8 protein-coding genes are annotated in these 17,118 nt (G+C 36.6%); 5 read left to right on the top strand and 3 right to left on the bottom strand.

Annotated features, from left to right (window positions below; translation table 11 throughout):
* Positions 1-71 precede the first annotated feature (71 nt).
* The 3 genes from metQ to PMI13_RS02515 all read right to left on the bottom strand — a co-directional run bounded on the left by metQ (position 72) and on the right by PMI13_RS02515 (position 2,665).
* Positions 72-884 (bottom strand): methionine ABC transporter substrate-binding lipoprotein MetQ, encoded by an 813-nt coding sequence (gene metQ, locus PMI13_RS02525; RefSeq protein WP_007840365.1) that lies wholly within the window; start codon positions 882-884, stop codon positions 72-74.
* A gap of 103 nt (positions 885-987) precedes the next feature.
* A complete protein-coding gene (locus tag PMI13_RS02520; protein WP_007840363.1) occupies positions 988-1,644 on the bottom strand; it encodes a methionine ABC transporter permease MetI in 657 nt (218 codons plus the stop codon).
* On the bottom strand, positions 1,637-2,665 hold the full coding sequence (locus PMI13_RS02515; RefSeq protein ID WP_007840361.1) for a methionine ABC transporter ATP-binding protein: 1,029 nt from the start codon (positions 2,663-2,665) through the stop codon (positions 1,637-1,639). The genes PMI13_RS02520 and PMI13_RS02515 overlap by 8 nt, the downstream gene beginning before the upstream one ends.
* 753 nt (positions 2,666-3,418) lie before the next feature.
* Here PMI13_RS02515 and PMI13_RS02510 point away from each other — a divergent pair.
* From PMI13_RS02510 to PMI13_RS02490, 5 genes are all read left to right on the top strand, one after another.
* On the top strand, positions 3,419-3,925 hold the full coding sequence (locus PMI13_RS02510; protein WP_007840359.1) for a M15 family metallopeptidase: 507 nt from the start codon (positions 3,419-3,421) through the stop codon (positions 3,923-3,925).
* A gap of 147 nt (positions 3,926-4,072) precedes the next feature.
* Positions 4,073-6,259 carry a hypothetical protein gene (locus PMI13_RS02505; RefSeq protein WP_156104459.1) on the top strand — a complete coding sequence of 729 codons (2,187 nt, stop codon included), beginning with the start codon at positions 4,073-4,075 and terminating at the stop codon, positions 6,257-6,259.
* On the top strand, positions 6,259-9,333 hold the full coding sequence (locus PMI13_RS02500; RefSeq protein WP_007840357.1) for a hypothetical protein: 3,075 nt from the start codon (positions 6,259-6,261) through the stop codon (positions 9,331-9,333). The genes PMI13_RS02505 and PMI13_RS02500 overlap by 1 nt, the downstream gene beginning before the upstream one ends.
* Positions 9,334-9,357: 24 nt before the next feature.
* A complete protein-coding gene (locus PMI13_RS02495; RefSeq protein ID WP_007840356.1) occupies positions 9,358-10,011 on the top strand; it encodes a hypothetical protein in 654 nt (217 codons plus the stop codon).
* A gap of 278 nt (positions 10,012-10,289) precedes the next feature.
* Positions 10,290-17,111 (top strand): hypothetical protein, encoded by a 6,822-nt coding sequence (locus tag PMI13_RS02490; RefSeq protein WP_007840355.1) that lies wholly within the window; start codon positions 10,290-10,292, stop codon positions 17,109-17,111.
* Positions 17,112-17,118 lie beyond the last annotated feature (7 nt).

Genomic DNA, 17,118 nt, shown 5'->3' with positions numbered 1-17,118 from the left:
CAACTATCAATTTATTATTCGTTACCACAGGACAGACTCATCACTCATCACTCTTAACTCATCACTCCAAATTACTCCCATCCCTTCACTGCACCCCCTTTAAAAACCTCTTCTGCTTTTTTCAACACCTCATCCGATTGATAGGCTTTCAGGAAGTTTTTTACTTTTTCATCATTTTTGTTGTCTTCTCTGGAGACGACTACATTGACGTACGGAGAATCTTTGTCTTCTTTGAAAATTCCGAATTGTGCGACATCCAATCCTGCCTGAGCTGCAAAATTATTGTTGATAATCGCAATGACTACTTCTTTATCATCGAGAACTCTGGGTAATTGAGGCGCTTCAATTTCAAGGATTTTAAGTTGCTTTGGATTTTCAGCAATATCAGTCACTTTAGGTAATAAACCGACTCCGTCTTTTAGCTTCAATAAACCGTTTTTTTGTAAAAGAAGTAGTGAACGTCCGCCATTGGTAGGATCATTGGGAATAACAATCGTACTGCCGTTTTGAAGCTGGCTGATATTTTTTATTTTTTTGGAGTAAGCCACAATCGGGTATACAAAAGTATTTCCTACCACAGCCAGTTTGTAACCTCTCTGTTTGGATTGTTCGGTAAGGTATGGAACATGCTGAAATGCATTGGCATCAATATCACCGTTGTTTAAAGCTTCATTAGGAATTACATAGTCGTTGAATGAAACCAGCTCGACATCCAGATTGTATTTTTCTTTCGCTACTTTTTTTGCTGTTTCGGCGATTTCCTGTTCAGGTCCTGAAGTGATCCCAACTTTAATAAAATTTAGATTATCTTTTTTTGTAGAATTACACGCATTAAATACTAACAGACCTGCTGCCAATAACCCGAGAATTTTAATTTTCTTCATTTATAATTAATTTTTAATACTATTTATTTGAGCTTTATTAATTGCAAAGTCGTAAAGATCGTATCTCTGGTAAATTTTTTACTGTGCTTTCGATTAGCTAGTTTTACCTGTGATCAACCCTCTTTGCCAGCCGGTCTCCGGAAAACTGGATAATAAAAACCAAAGCTACCAATAGAGCCAGAACCGTATTCATGATTACCACATCATAGCCGATATAGCCGTACTGGTACCCGATCTGTCCCAGTCCGCCGGCACCCACGGCGCCACCCATCGCAGAATATCCTACCAAAGTAATCAGGGTAATGGTTGCATTATTGATTAATGAAGGCAATGCCTCAGGAAGCAGAACTTTTTTAATGATCTGGAACGGACTTGCTCCTAAGGCTCTGGCAGTCTCAATCAGGCCATGGGGAACTTCAAGAAGGCTGTTTTCAACCAGTCTTGCAATAAAAGGGGCTGCCCCGATACTCAAAGGAACCAATGCTGCATTGACTCCGATTGAAGTTCCTACCAATGATCTTGTAAAAGGAATCATCCAGACGATCAGGATAATAAAAGGTATTGACCGGAAAATATTAACCAGAACAGATAAAATTTTGTTATACAGCATATTTTCCATGAGCTGGCCTTTTCTGGTCAGGAATAATAAAATCCCGACCGGCAGTCCCAACACAAAACCGAAAAAACCTGAAACAAATGTCATAAAAACCGTCTCCCAGATTCCTTTTGACAAAAGAGAAATCACTGTATCATTAAGCATATCCTTTTACCGTATTTTGAATTTTGTTCTGGTTAAAATAATAGATTGCTTTTTGGTTTTCTTCATCTTCACCCTGTAGCTGTAGCAATAGCTTTCCGAAGTTGGAGTTTCCGAGGTATTCGACATCGGCTTTCAGAAGTTTATAAGGAATTTTATAATCGTCATAGATCTTTGAAAGCAATTTTTCTACAGTCACATTTTCGTTCAGTTCTATTTCAACAAGAGGAAATAATCCGTCTCGTGGCTCTTTTTGTAGTTTTTTATTGAGTTCTTGTGGTATAGTCATAACACCTGAGTTTAAAAATTGTTTGATGATGGGATTTTCTTTATCAGAAATGATCTCACTTAAAGTTCCTTTAGCTGTTAATTTTCCTTTATCGATGACGGCAACGTGGTTGCAGACTGCTTTGATGACTTCCATTTCGTGGGTGATCAGCAGAACGGTAATTCCCAGACGCTGATTGATATCTCTCAACAGCTGTAAAATAGATTGCGTTGTTGCAGGATCCAAAGCGCTCGTTGCCTCGTCACAAAGCAGGATATAAGGGTCGTTTGCCAAGGCCCTTGCAATGGCTACTCTTTGTTTCTGTCCACCTGACAGGCTTTTAGGATAATCATTGGCCTTGTCTTCCAGTCCTACGATTTGTAAAAGTTCGCTGACCTTTTTTTGGATTTCAGTTTTATGGGTATGATCCAATTCCAGAGGTAACGCTATATTTTCAAAAACGGTCCTTGAAGAAAGAAGGTTAAAATGCTGGAAGATCATCCCTATTTTTTTACGTTCTTTTGCAAGCTGTCTGGAATTTAATTTTGTAAAATCTTTACCATTGATCATGATCTGTCCATGATCCGGCTTTTCCAGAAGATTTACCGTACGGATCAGGGTACTTTTTCCGGCACCTGAAAAACCAATAATGCCGACAATATCACCTTGCTCAACATTCAGGCTTATGTTATCCAAAGCTTTAAAGCTCTGTTTTTTCTGATGAAATGTTTTTGAAATGTTTTTTATTTCTATCATTTTTTAATGTTGTTCCTGCTTAAAAAAAAAAGACTTTACACCGTGGCAAAGTCTTTTAAATATGTTATAATAAAAGTAAGTTTAACCACGGTAATGTTCAGACACAGGCATCCAGCAATATATCATCATATTGATGGTATGTCTCTTCGCTGTACTGTTTTTTGATTCTACTTTCATTTCTTTTTTAATATGGTGCAAATATAGGACATATATTTTTATTAGTCCATTTATTTTATAGACTTTATGTAAAATAATTTTAATATTAAATTTAATTTATTGATTTATAGTAATTTGTGTTTTTGTGGAGTTTTGATTGTATTTTACTACTAAGATTTTTGAAGAGATTAAGTTCAGTTAAGAAAATCATTTTGATGGGTAAGATGTGAAAAATATTAATAAAATAAGTATTTAATATTCTTAGATTCTTAATTAAACTCTTATTGGTTTTAAAATTTTTCTTTAAGGACAAATTAAAATTAAAAAAATAACACGTCAAGTTCTGACGTTTTCCTGCAATAGATTTGCTCTGAAATTAAAGACCCATGAAAATTATTTATAATTTCCGGAGCAATTTCATTTACAAAAAGTATGAATAATATTTTAAGATTATTTAAAAATGTAGAATATAATACGTCAAGTTTTGTCGTTAACTGTAAATATTTTTGCTTTAGAATTCAATACCGGAATTTATAATATTTCAGAATACACTAAATTTAATACATAAAATTAACACCAAACACAAAATTATTAACCATGGATAAACCAAGTGAAAGCAGAGTTAAAAAACTGCATCCGCTCGTAAGAGATGAGGTTGCATTAATTATTGAAGAATGTGACCGCTCTCTTGCCGGGCGGGCCAAGGTAAGGATTACCCAGGGATTGAGAACCTTTAAGGAACAGGACGAACTTTACGCTCAGGGCAGGACAAAGCCCGGAAAGAAAGTCACCAATGCGAAAGCCGGACAGAGTATTCACAATTACGGATTAGCGGTAGATATCTGCCTTATTATCGACGGAAAAACAGTGAGTTGGGACACTGCAAAAGACTGGGATAATGATGGGGTAGCCGACTGGTACGAATGCGTGAAAATATTTGCAAAATATGGCTGGGAATGGGGCGGAAACTGGAAAACCTTTAAAGATCTCCCGCATTTTGAACGAAGGCACATCTGGAAAGGTGACCGTAAGATCAATGCATCCTGGAGGAACTTACAAAATTTACCGAAAGACAAGGACGGATATGTAGTTTTCACGAAATAGCCATGCTATAAATTCATTCATGAAAACAACCCCATGCAATTGATGAAAATTGATTGTACAGGAGAGGTTTTGTTTTTACCGAAACTTAAACCGCTCCGGGAATTTCCGGTTACTTTCTTTTTTTTATTAACACCAAAACAAAACAAAATGCCACAAAACACGACTTCGGGGTCACTTCCTACAACCCCCGACGGCAATGGGCTTAATGTAAGGCCGGATCTTATGCCGGAATCTTTTTTCTTTCTGGAGAAAGGGAAAAGCTTTACACAAAGCTCATCAGACAAGTTTGGAATTACTGGTCCCTACGGAAGCACCGTTTTCCGGACCACCTCCAAAATAAACGGCTATAACGGAAAAGTATTTACCCTATGCCAGGGACAGGTCTTATTACAGCCCTGCGGAACTGATGCCAGTAAGATCAATGTCATCCTGAAACCTTTTAACCAGCCGATTAAAGGACTTGCCATTAAGTATATCATTTACAGAGGAATGAACAGGGCTGATTTCTTTGATTCCACTGGTACGATCAATGGGATCGGAGCAACAGGATTTGTAGATGTGATCAGGAAAGAATTTACGAGCCTCTATACGATGTTAGGGATTGCTGAACCTACCTTTACAGCGCAATATCTTGGATATCCGGTATCCGGTTCCACTGAAAATCCTGATGAAGTTCTTATTGATGATTACTTCTTTAAGGTCTCTCAGGCTGTCAATAATAACGGAACGGTTACAGAGCCTGCTAACAAAGCCTATGAACTGCCGATGATCCCGAGAGGAACTCATCTTGGTACGATTAACGGACAGTTAGGGATTGATATTGTATTGAATGAAGGAGATTACACAATTGAAAATGACCCTAATCCATTCAAGCTGAATTTAACCTATGCCCGTAAAACCGACCATATCCTGGATCCGGCTGCCGGAACTACAGCTTTTAAAAGTAAGCTGATCAGGGAATCTGCGACCCAGTTTATTGATATTGCGGCTTTCTACGGATTGCATACACAGGGTAAAGGAAAGTTATTTGTCAAGGATCAGGCAGCACCTGCCCAGACGAATGATGAAGTTTATGATCTGATCAAAAACTTTGCAACCGCCAAAACTACTTATCTGTACATCCAGAGCAGCAGACAGAGGTCTTATAACTTCTACGGGAATTACAAGCTAAGTGCTACCAATACCAACAATATGAAGATCGGAACCACAGTGAATGATCTTTCTGAGCAGAAATTTGATGATGGCTGGCCTTTAAAAGAATTTTCTGAACGACCTTCATTAGTAATTCAGCTGACGACCGATAACAACGATGCTGCAGCTTTATATGTAAAGCAGGGCGTTCTGAGTTCGACCACAGCCAACGAAGATTATTTCATCAGAGGCGGGAATTTATTACAGGAAGCCGGAGATAATATCAATACCGACTTCACAAAACCCATCTCTTTTGATCTGAAAAAGACGAGCTCCAATTTTACGATTGGGTCTTTTGTGCAGCTGATTTATGAGGGGAAATCTCTGGAAATCACAACCGCAATTCCACCAATAGACCCTTCCGAAAAAATATATTTAAAGGACATTGATGATGTTTTCGGATTGATCAATGCGAGCCCCAAAATTGAACCTAAAAGTCCTAATGAGCTCCGATATGTGATTGATCAGAATTTATTGCTTATTGATTTTGATAATAATGCAGGGGGAAAAGATATTGCCACGGTTACTACCAAAAGAGTGGAAGACCAGGTCATGAAAAATGAAACTGATACTCTGAGAAGAGTGACTTATGAAACTTTACTGAATAATATTCGTCAGAATACAGGTTCATTCTTTGAAAGTAGAAGTGCATATTTGGATAATAGTAATAGCGGGACTGTTACATATAGTGATGAGAGAAACAATTTTTATACACCAGAAAATCCGTATTATTTTAGTACAGAAGTTTTTACTGATATAATGGGGGAAACTGTGACAAGTTTGTTTCTAAAACTGGAACACGGAACTTTACCTAGTAAGAAGATATTAGGAATTACAGAAGATGAAAATTTAAAATTGATAACCATTATTAATCAAAGTAATTTGAATAATCCCAAGTTTTATTTTATGAATGAAATGCCAGATGACGCAGATGCTTATACATCTTCAGAACAAAAAAAGTATAAAAGATATTCTCTATCAATAATAGGAGAAAATTCTTCTGGTGATTTAGTTATTGCTTTACTTTCAGAAAAAATTTATGTGAATACAGTTGATGACATGATTTTTTCATCAGAAGAATATGCTAAATGGTCCCCTAAAACATTAAGTACTCAAAAATTAACACCAAGCTTTTTTATATAATGGAACAAGCAGCAATTCTATTCGGAGACTTTGATGGTAAAGGCAATGCTCTTATCATCAGAATGAATAATTTAAGTAACCCTGTATATACAGTAGACGGGTATTTAATAGGTTTCACCGCAAATAATATTGATTATTTTCAATTTGATAAAACAGATTTTAAAGAAAATGAAGAAAAAATAAATGCAGGTTATTATTCATTACAAGATTGGCTAGAGTATTGGGCAGATAAAAAGAAATCAAATGAGATAAGAAAATTTGATAATTCAAATTTTATGAAAGTCCAAGTTGGAGATCAAGTATCTGTTGTAAAGCAAAAAATCACTTATGATGCTCAATCCTATAATTTAAATGAAGAATATAAGTATACATGGAATCTTGCGAATGTATATTCGGTTCCCTTTAAAAGGAATAAAATCTATATTCCAGATAATATAACTCCACAATTAAAAGTTTATAATCCTGAAGGCAATGCTACAGAATTCTTTAACAATAATATGTATTTGATAAATAATATGTCTTCTATTGAAAAGAAAAATGAAGTAGCCTCTTATTTAATATATTCTGCTTATTGTATACATCATATTAATAATTCTATTTTAACATTATTTACTGAAGCTTCATATCAAAGTTATATAATTGAACAAAAAGCATATTGGTCAAATCCTTTTTCTGGAGCATCTAATTTACAGGAAAGTGATGTAATTAAATTATTAAGAGATTTTTATCAGGAAGTGCTTAATTTTTATGTAACAGGATTTAGATGCAAAGAAAAAATAAAAAATGCAGTTGGAAATAAAAAGCTTTTCTACCTTACATTATTTATGAGTGTAAAAGCTCTTACTACATTAACAGCTAAATTAAAAATCGAAGTTTTAAAAGAATCTGTTGATGAAATGAGTAGAATCTTTGAACGAGAAGCTGTGGAGAATTTAGCTGTTAGAATAGCAAATTCTTTTAATGCCAATTCATTAGACAGGATTGATGAATTTTTGGAAGGTTTGGTAAAGTATGAAAATTGTATTGAAAAAGAAGATATTAAGTATACTTTATACCAGTATATATATGATAGGTTAAGTACAAGTTTGAATATAACAAAAGGATTAATACAATTATCAAACTGGATTGTTAATACAAAATTTAAAGCAACAGATACAAAAGGAGCTTTTGCACAAGCAATTTATATACTTTGGCAATATAGTAAATATAATCCATTTACAGAAGCAGGCGAATTGAAACCTAACGTGATAGGTTTTAAAAAGTTAGATAATTCAACCACACCTAAGATTAGTTATGATACTGTAGGAGATAATAATATTACAAAAACATTTTATTATTCACATGAAGCAGCATCAGAGCCATTTTCAAGTACTGTAGGTAATTCTTATAATTTTTATTTTAATGTTGTCTATGAAAATGCAGCACCTCTTATAATCCCTTATAATAGTAATAAAAGTGTTGGTTTATACTTAAACAGTTTTAATTTTGAGTTTTCAGGTTTTAAAATTAAGGCGAGTGAGAAATATGTAGCTCATTATTCTACGCGCGGCGGCATGACCCAACCTAAAGAAGCTTTATATGGAACCTATGATATTTTTCAACCGGTAAGCCTTATAAATACGGATATTGATAGTCCCGTACCAATTGTCACAACTACGGGTAATCCTACTCAGATAAGTGGTTTAACAATTAATTCCTTTATTCCTATTTTTTTATTAAAGTATTATGATGATGCGATTGATAAAAGTAATGCAGAAACTTTAATAGGATATACTGTTGATGGGGTATTGACATTTTCAGGAATTGGTAATTTGACAAAATTAAGGCATCTAAGATGGGCTGCATTAGGAACAAGTGAGGCTGGAATTTTTATTAAAGAAAACTTGCGAGTATTATTGGGTGGTTTGGAATTTTCATCAGGCGTTGTAAGTTATCTTGCAAATTTTATTGATTGCAATGATAATGATGAATTTTGTCATAACTTTAAAAACTTTGCGATGGCATTCCAACTTGCTACCTTATCTCTTACAGCCGCTGACGGCTTAGCATCAATAGCAATGAGAAAGAGTGCTAAAGGAATGGTTCAAGCTACAGGGAAGACATCTCAAGCAGAAATAATTGCAGAGCTTAAAAATAAGCTGGCAGGGATTGATGGTAATAATAGTGGTCAGGATATTATAGATGAATTAGCTGCAAACATATACTATATGGATGACGCAGGAAGTATCTTGGATAGATTACTTAAATATTCTAAAGATATTCGGAAAAGAGTTAATGATAAAGTAGATTTTGCCAATAAGGTTAGAGGAAATGCATTTGATATGTTCTTTTACTCTGCAGATGATATTAAAGAAATTGCAGAACATGTCTTATTAAAAAGTAATCTTGCTGGTGATTTCTTAGAAAGATTTTGTGCTGATTTAGTTTATATAGCTTCGAAAGAGGGTAAAAAAATTAGCAAGGCAGAACTAAAAAAACAAATCTCATTTTGGTTTGATGAAATTAAAAAAAGAGGTTATGCCTCAGGATTTGCAAGTCTGCAAAAATTTAAATCATTTGGGCAAAAAGCTAATAATTATTTTAAAAATGAATTTCAGTTTTGGGATGAAGAAATATTAGCAAATATTGACTTTGAACATTACGATGATTATGATGACTGGTTAGATTTTAATTTTGAGGACAAAGTTAAATTAAAAGTGCAGGGTTCTGCAAACCGTAAGTATTTACAGGGAGATCCATTAGAACATGTTTCTGGAAACGATTTACCCACGGGAAATCCAGGAGATTTTGAATTTGCCTTAGAAATGAACCCGGATGATTTTAATATTTTTATACAAATCTGTAAAGAATATGGAAAACATAACGGTAAAGCAAGATTAGATAATATTGGGAATATCTCAAGTAAAGGTTTTTTTCATAAAGATGATATATTAGCTTTATTTGGTAGTAAATTTGTGGATGGTCTCAAAAATTCTACAAAAATGGATTTACAACCTCTATTAAGAGAAAAAATAAATTTTGCTATTGTAAAGAAAGGAGGACCATATGATTTGGAACCTTATTTAGATTTTTAATTAATATAAAATAATAAAAAAATTATGGGTACATATGTAAAAATCACTAACATTGATAATAAGGAAATAAGTGATCAACAACTAAATATGCTATCAGAATATAATCGTCATTTTTTTGATGAATTTACTCATGAGCTATTAAAGATAGAAAAATTTTCAAAAAACTTTAGAACGCAAGAAATTGGTCAAATAGGAGGAGAGGTTTATGTACTTCCTACAGAAAACTTGAATACAGTTATTAATAATTATATAAATAATACTTCAATAGGCACATCATGGGTTTTTTATCATAATAAGCAAACTAATAATAATGGAGATGTCAAATGGGATTACTTTTTTTATAGGAAAGGAATATTAAATGATAAAGGAATTGTTGTTTATGATGATAAAAATAGAGAAATAGCGAGCTGTAGAATAGATTTATTAACAGATCAGAAGATTGATAAATGTAAAAAATTCTATGGTGATCCATCAGTTTTCGATTATGAATTTGGTAATGAAATGATTCCAAATATTAAATTTTGGTATAATGATTCTGATAATAATATTAAAGACATTACTTTTTATGAAAATGAATATTTGTTGAATGATTTTCTAGCTGATTCTGATATAATGCAAAAATTTCCATGGAATCAGCATAGCTATTATCATCTGTTTGAACCAATTCTTCCTTCGTAACTTTTAATTGGACATACTTTAGTCTATTACGAAGAAACATAAAGAGGAGTTCATAATAACTAAATATTTAAAAGCAACCAAAGCACACGGTAACCCCAAATTACCCGAGGGTATACCCTCATGCTTTTACAGAAATAATATTCTGACATTCTGAGGTTTTTTACAACCAAAATGATTCTAGAGAAAACGTAATACTGTGGCCGGTTAAAGCACCCAACTGCTTTGACCAGGAGCTTTGCGCTCAGAGATTCAGGCCACCCAAACACAAAATATTTTTTATGCCAAATCAAACACCGGTAACACACAGGTATTACCCTAGGTTATCCTCTGTGATTACAGAAGACGATATCCCGGATATTCTGGGATTTATAAAACAGGGGGTCACTCACCTCCTCGATAAAATCTATTATAAAGATTTACAGTACAGTAAAGGGCCGAAAGGAGATTCGGCGTTTTACAGCTTATCCATCGTATCCAAAAGAATTGATATTGAAATTCCGGGAACGGGCATTTCTTTGGTTCTGAATCCGGATATTCAGGATAATGATTCCAAAATCTCCGCATTTCCCATCACCATTGAATACCAATGGAAAATCCTGGCGTATCTGCGTTATTTCAGTATAGGAAATTTTTCCTTTCAGCCGCAGGAGATTTTTGAAGTGGCTCTCAGGGTTCTCAATATTACGGAAGAACAGGCGATTGCACATTTTGTCAATACGTTCGTAGAGCCGGCTGACCAGAACACTACACCGCTTAAGCAGTTTGTAAATGATCTGAATACAAAAGAAAACTTAGGGTTGACGATTCCTACTGAAGCAACAACCGTTACAGATGTTGTTAAAGACATTTTCGGAAAAGCAGGCGGAAAATATGCTTCATTAGTAGCTTTCAGTGCCTATTTATTAACCAGTGATCTTCAGGCAACAGGAGAGAAGGTAAAAACGTATTTCAGGGCATTGATTCCACAGGATATTGATGAATTCATTAAAGAAGTCATCGTTCCTAAATTCAAGGCAACGCTGATGCTGTCTGCAGCCATCGAGTTTCCGAGAAGTATTTTAACGCCGGTTTATCCGTTAAGCCATCCGACAACTCCCTTAGATCCGATTCCGGCAGACGGAAACGGAGATCCGAAAGTGACCTTAAGCTTTGCGGAAGCTTTGTTTTATGCAGATACCGAAAGAGGGTTCGGATATAATATGGACCTGGTACTTAGTACAAATTATCCTGCCCAGATCGGAAATACGGGTTTTGTGATCGATATCCACAACCTTAAAATCGATCTTAGTAAAAAAGAGAATATCGCGGAAGCAGATGCAGATGGAAGACCCAAAGAATTTATGGGAGTCTACATGGAGTATACCGAAATTTTCCTGCCTAAAAAGTGGTTTAAGAAAACAGATAACCAGACAATTGGTATTTCAGCCAATCATTTACTGATCGGAACAGGAGGTCTTTCAGGAAATATTGCGATCAGGGCTACTTATGCTACCCAAAAGGTAGGTACCCAAACCAATGTGGTAAGCTATTTTGAAGAATACTTTGACCTTGATTATTCTGATCTGAAAGTAAAGTCGATGTCGAATACCACTCCGGTAGCGATTGCTGATCATGCAGCATTACTGACGTATATGAATGCATTGCCTTCCCCTTCTCAATTGAAATTTGTTTATCCGATGGGATTGACAACGAGTGCAGGAGATTACAGACGATTTGAAACTGAAGCAGAATACTATCAGTTTATCAGCAGCCTGTCTTCACAGGGAGCAGGCAACACTTTATGGTTTGACCTGGGGAAAGATCCGGAAAAATCATGGCAGTTAGGATTCAGTCATTTTGATATTGACTTCCACCAGGGACAGGTGGTTCATTCTTCATTACGTGCCGGATTGAAAATTAAAAAGTTCAAAGGATATGACGGTGGAGACTTAACGATCGATGTGATCGGAGAATGGGAAAGTAAAGAAAACTTTAAGCTTTCAGCAGCCTTCTTACCATTCGGTTTACCGATGAATCTTTTTGATATTCTGACGTTCTATCTTCAGAATATTGAGATCGGTAAAAAAGATGATAACTTCTATATTGAAGCCGATACCAAAATTACTTTCCCTACGGGCTCTTTCGGTGAAAAACTGTTAGGAAAAGAAGGAATTGATCTGCCTGCAATCCGTTATTATGCAAACGGTAAATTCGAATTGGGCGGTGGAAACTCCATTATCCCGATCAATCTTAACCTGAACATTGGCCCGGTAACCATGGGGGTATCAGCCATTCACATGGGAACAATTCAGAGAGTATATAAGGGAGTAATGCGTAGCTACAACTACATTGGTTTTGATGGAGGTATCAACGTAAACCCGCTTGGTCTTGATGTAAGAGGAAACGGGGTGAAATACTATTATACCAATGATAATGAACAGCATGGTGGAGAAGGCGATCACTATTTCCATATCTCAACACTGGAAGTAGACCTGGTGATTCCGGGGTCGGCAAGTGCATCCGCTGCCGTGGCTATTATTAAAGGTTCCTTAACGATTCCTGAACCGGGAGTTTCTACGGAATACAGGGGGAAAGTTGCCCTTCAGTTACCGAAAATGAGTATTTACGGTTCTGCAGAAATGGCTTTCGATCCTAAATATCCGGGGTTCTTTATCGATGCCAATGTAGAATTCCCGTTTGTAATCCCGCTCGGCTCATTCGGTATTTTCGGGTTCAGGGGACTGCTCGGTTACCGTTATATTGCCCATAAGAGTGCGCTCGGCATGTCTGAAAATGACAGCTGGTACGACTATTATATGCATCCGGAAAGAGGGATTCATATGGATAAATTTATCGGTCCGCAGCAGACTAAAAACTATAGTTTCCCTTTCTCAATCGGAGCAGGAGCTTCCCTCGCAACATTAGACGGCCGTCTGGCTTCTCTTCGTGCGATGGTGTTGCTGTCAGTACCGAGTATGTTTGCCATTGATGCAGGTCTAACGATCATCAGTGAGCGGCTTGGATTGGCAGAAGACGATCCGCGTGTACCGCCATTCTATGCTTTCGTGATTGTAGGAGACAATTCCCTGGAGATCGGGGCCGGAGGTAACTTCCAGCTTAACAAGAACAACGGTTCATTCATTGACATTAAAGCTGAAGTTCAGATGGGATTCTTCTTCAAGAATCAGAAGCCCTGGTATGTGAATTTCGGAACCAGAGACAAACCGATTACAGCTGCATTATTTAAAGATTCCGTCAATATCAAGGCGCAGGCCTATCTGATGATTGCCGCCAAAGGAATAGAAGCCGGAGCGCGGGTGGATTTCAACCTGAATTTAATCATTCTGAAAGTCTGGGCTGCTATTGAAGTCGGAACCAAAATCAGTTTTGAACGGCCGCAGGTAGGAGGTTATATCTATGTAGAAGGTGGGGCGGAGCTCAACCTGTTTATCATAAAAGTTTCCTTATTCATCTCGATTTATTTCAGGGTTGAACTGGTAAAACCGTTCCTGATCCTGGCAGAATTTAAACTCGAATTGAAAGTTAAGCTCTTTATCGTCAAAATTACCTTAAAGGTTCATTTAACGATCAAATGGGAAAAAGAAAAAGAAACAGATACCACTCCGATTGCACCGATTACTTACGAATCTGATCCGCCGACGATAGATTATCCGAAGGAAGCCAGACTTGACAATGCGGTAAAAGGCGTTAATATGTTGACGAATGAGGAATTTATTTTAAAACCTTTACCTGTCAATGTAGTGCCTGTTCCTGCGGCAGTAATTGCCAATGCCGAAGTTCCGTTAATTCCATTAGATACCTATGTAGATATTAAAATCGAAAAAGGCTTGATTCCTACTGCTGTGGCAGACCAGAAAATTGGGGGTCATACCACAGGAGCAAGCGGGTACAACGATATGATCCCGCCGGAAAAAACACAGCCGGGAGGACACGTAATCCGTCAGGTAAAGCATCAGTATTCTATTGAAGATATTAAGATCAATATCGAGAACAATGGACAATGGCAGGAGTATAATCCTTACAGGGCGGTTCTTACGGAAGCTGAAGCGAATCAGATTCCTAATCTTAACAGCTTTAAAATCGGATACTGGCAGAAAACCAATGAAAAGTATGATACCATCAGAATTTTATCATCCAACCCGTTCTCCTTCCTGGATGGCGGACAGCCGGGATGGTTTATTCCTGAACAGTATGGTATTACCGCTTCTTCATTATTCTGTACACAGCATACAGAGGTATGGCATGATTCCAATGTACTGGATAAAACGGTAGGAACGGTTTATTATCAGCCGACAATGTATGCCAATGAATACATTAACGGGGCTTATTATAATTTATTGGGAGCTACGACAAACAATGATTATATGATGGTTTCGAATGCATCAAACCCACATGGTTTTGCCAAATCACTGAAGCTTACCAATGGTAATACAATGGTCATTACCCTTCCTGAGCCGTCTGCAAAAGTAAATCTTACCCTTTCAACAATGGCAAGTGATGTTACGATCAGGTTCTATAAAGATGTTTTCTCGAATGCTATTTATCAGAATTATGAGCTGATCACTGAAACGACGAAAACAAAAGCTGAGCTGGATGCCATTGTAGAATATGATTCGGAAGTCTTTTCAGATAAATATGTGAGTAAGATAGAAATTATCCCGCATCATGTGAATCAGGCTGACATTGACGCTATTAATGCACAAATCGATCAGATCTGGGCGAATGCAACGGCCAATGCAACAGGCACGGTAACTTCAATTGTATTGTCTCCTTCAGAACAGGATTTATATAACGAATTGGTTGCGCAGCTGAATTTCCTTAAAGATGCAGGCTGTACTTCTTCCCAGTGTAATGAGCTTGATTTTGATGTGATGCATACGGTAAACAACTATAACGGGGTGATGAGTTCAGGAATTGTAAACTTCAATTATTCAGCCGTGATCAATAACCCGGTGGAATTTGAGACCATGTACATGCAGGTGACCGGTGAAACTGCTCCTTATGTAGATTTCAATACCCATTCAGTGATCTTCCTGTATCTGCCGAATAATCCGTTTAACTCGTTTATTCAGTACAACAGTTTGATTACTAAAATATCTGCTACGGCCGATAGTATTGATATCTGTTACTCCAACGAATATCCGAAAGAGCTGACCAATAAAGCGGTTATTATCAAAGTCAATAAGACGAGCCATAAACCGATCCAGCTTAAATTTACTCCGAACTGTGGTTGTGATGCCATTCCGGAACCATGTACCAAAGATGCTTTGTTGTGTGAATTCCTGAATCAGATTACGTATAATCTTAACAACTGTATCTCATTTAATTTCCCGGATTTACGCAGTAACTGGAAATGTTTTGAAATATTGATCAATGCATTATACAATTTTGATAAAGAACATCCTGAATACGAATTGCTCAATGGCCAGGCTTACATTAAGGAAACTTTATATCTCCTTGAGAACTATCCTGCGTCTGATGATGCTACTTTAGCCGGAGCACTGGCCTTAGCTCAGAAAATCTTTGAAATTATATTCCATTTAGGAAACTGCGGATGTAATAATGGTAATACTGATTATGTAGCTAACTGCTATACCTTGTTACAACAGGTTTCGTGGATGACTGCTGCAGATTATGAATATCAGCAGACCATTCCGGGGCAATTGGCAGTTCAGCAGGATATGCAGCTGATGCTCGATGCCATGGAAAAAGTAGTACAGCCGGTATGGAGACCAAACAGTACCTATTGTTTACATATCAAGATGAAAGATAATATCAACGATGATACCCCTAAAATCTTCGATTATTACTTCGCATTCAAAACGGCAGGACCTATCGGGCATTTTGAGAAGAAAAGATTGGATTATATCGATACTGACAGCGGTAAAAAACCGGAAGAATATCCTATTACATCCCTTAAGTCATACATTGATATGAAAAAATCATATCCTAATGCAGACGGGGATTTGCTGATGGCAAAACCAATGTTCTACGGTAACCAGGAATGTGAGATCAAATTCTTCTTTACAAAACCATATGTCTACAACATGCTTAAGACATGGGAGAAAATTCCGGCTCAGGGTGCAAACCAGCAGGAACTGAAGAAAATGAAAGGAAGCATCAATATCGTGATTAAAGATCCGGTGACAGACGTTATCGTTCCGTATCCTTTACCACAGGACTGGACACAGCATGAAACCGTACCGGTAATTGACTCGGAAACATGGCAGCAGGGTACAAACCCGAATATTCCTTTAGGAGTTCAGCAGATGATTAATTATGTCAATTATGTTAATCAGCCGAACAGCCCTATTACATGTTCCATTACTTTAGGAGATCCGATACCGCCAAAATCTTATGATTATTCAGTGGTGCTTACAAATCTTAATCCTGAAAAGCTCTATACGGCAATTGTTTATAATGCTTTTGATGACAATGGTGATGAAGGGTTTACCCCTCAATTGAATGCCGGAAAAATAGTTTATGAAGAAAATCAGAAAATTCATGAGTTTGTTTTCAAAACTTCACGATATAAAAACTTCATAGAGCAGGTAGAAAGCTACAAGCTGAAAGAATATGATAATAACAATGCTTTAGTAGCACAAAGAGATGCTGTTTACCAGATTCCGGTGAATATCAGCCAGCAGCAGTTGGATAACCTGTATACCCTGGTTTCCGGAGGTGCTGAAAATGCACAGCTGATAGGCCTGGTCAATACCTATTCAGAAGTATTTGACAGAGCTCTTGAAGGGGTGTTGGGATTAAAACCATTAGATCCGCCTGCGAATACTGAGTTTGTGAAAATCGTCAACAGCAATAGCGATGTTGTAGCCTTGCTAATAAGAAATCCTGAACCTTTCAATGATCCGAAAATTCCTTTATCGGAAATGAAAAACTGTTTCGAGATATTGAGCCAGAGCGAACTGGTGAACAATGAGTTCAAAATATTGTACTCAAAAGATTACTCACAGATCCTGGTGATGCATCAGAGCAAGAAAATAGTAAACAAAAAATTAAACTGCAGATTCAGATACAAATCCTGGAATGGTTCAGGCTATGATGTCAAATCTATGGTAACAGTAAATGAAATACAATTATAACTAATTA

The sequence above is a fragment of the Chryseobacterium populi genome (genome assembly GCF_000282115.1).
Classification (GTDB): Bacteria; Bacteroidota; Bacteroidia; order Flavobacteriales; family Weeksellaceae; genus Chryseobacterium; species Chryseobacterium populi.
Note: the sequence above shows the minus strand (reverse complement) of the source record. Positions and strands in the feature narration are given on the sequence as shown.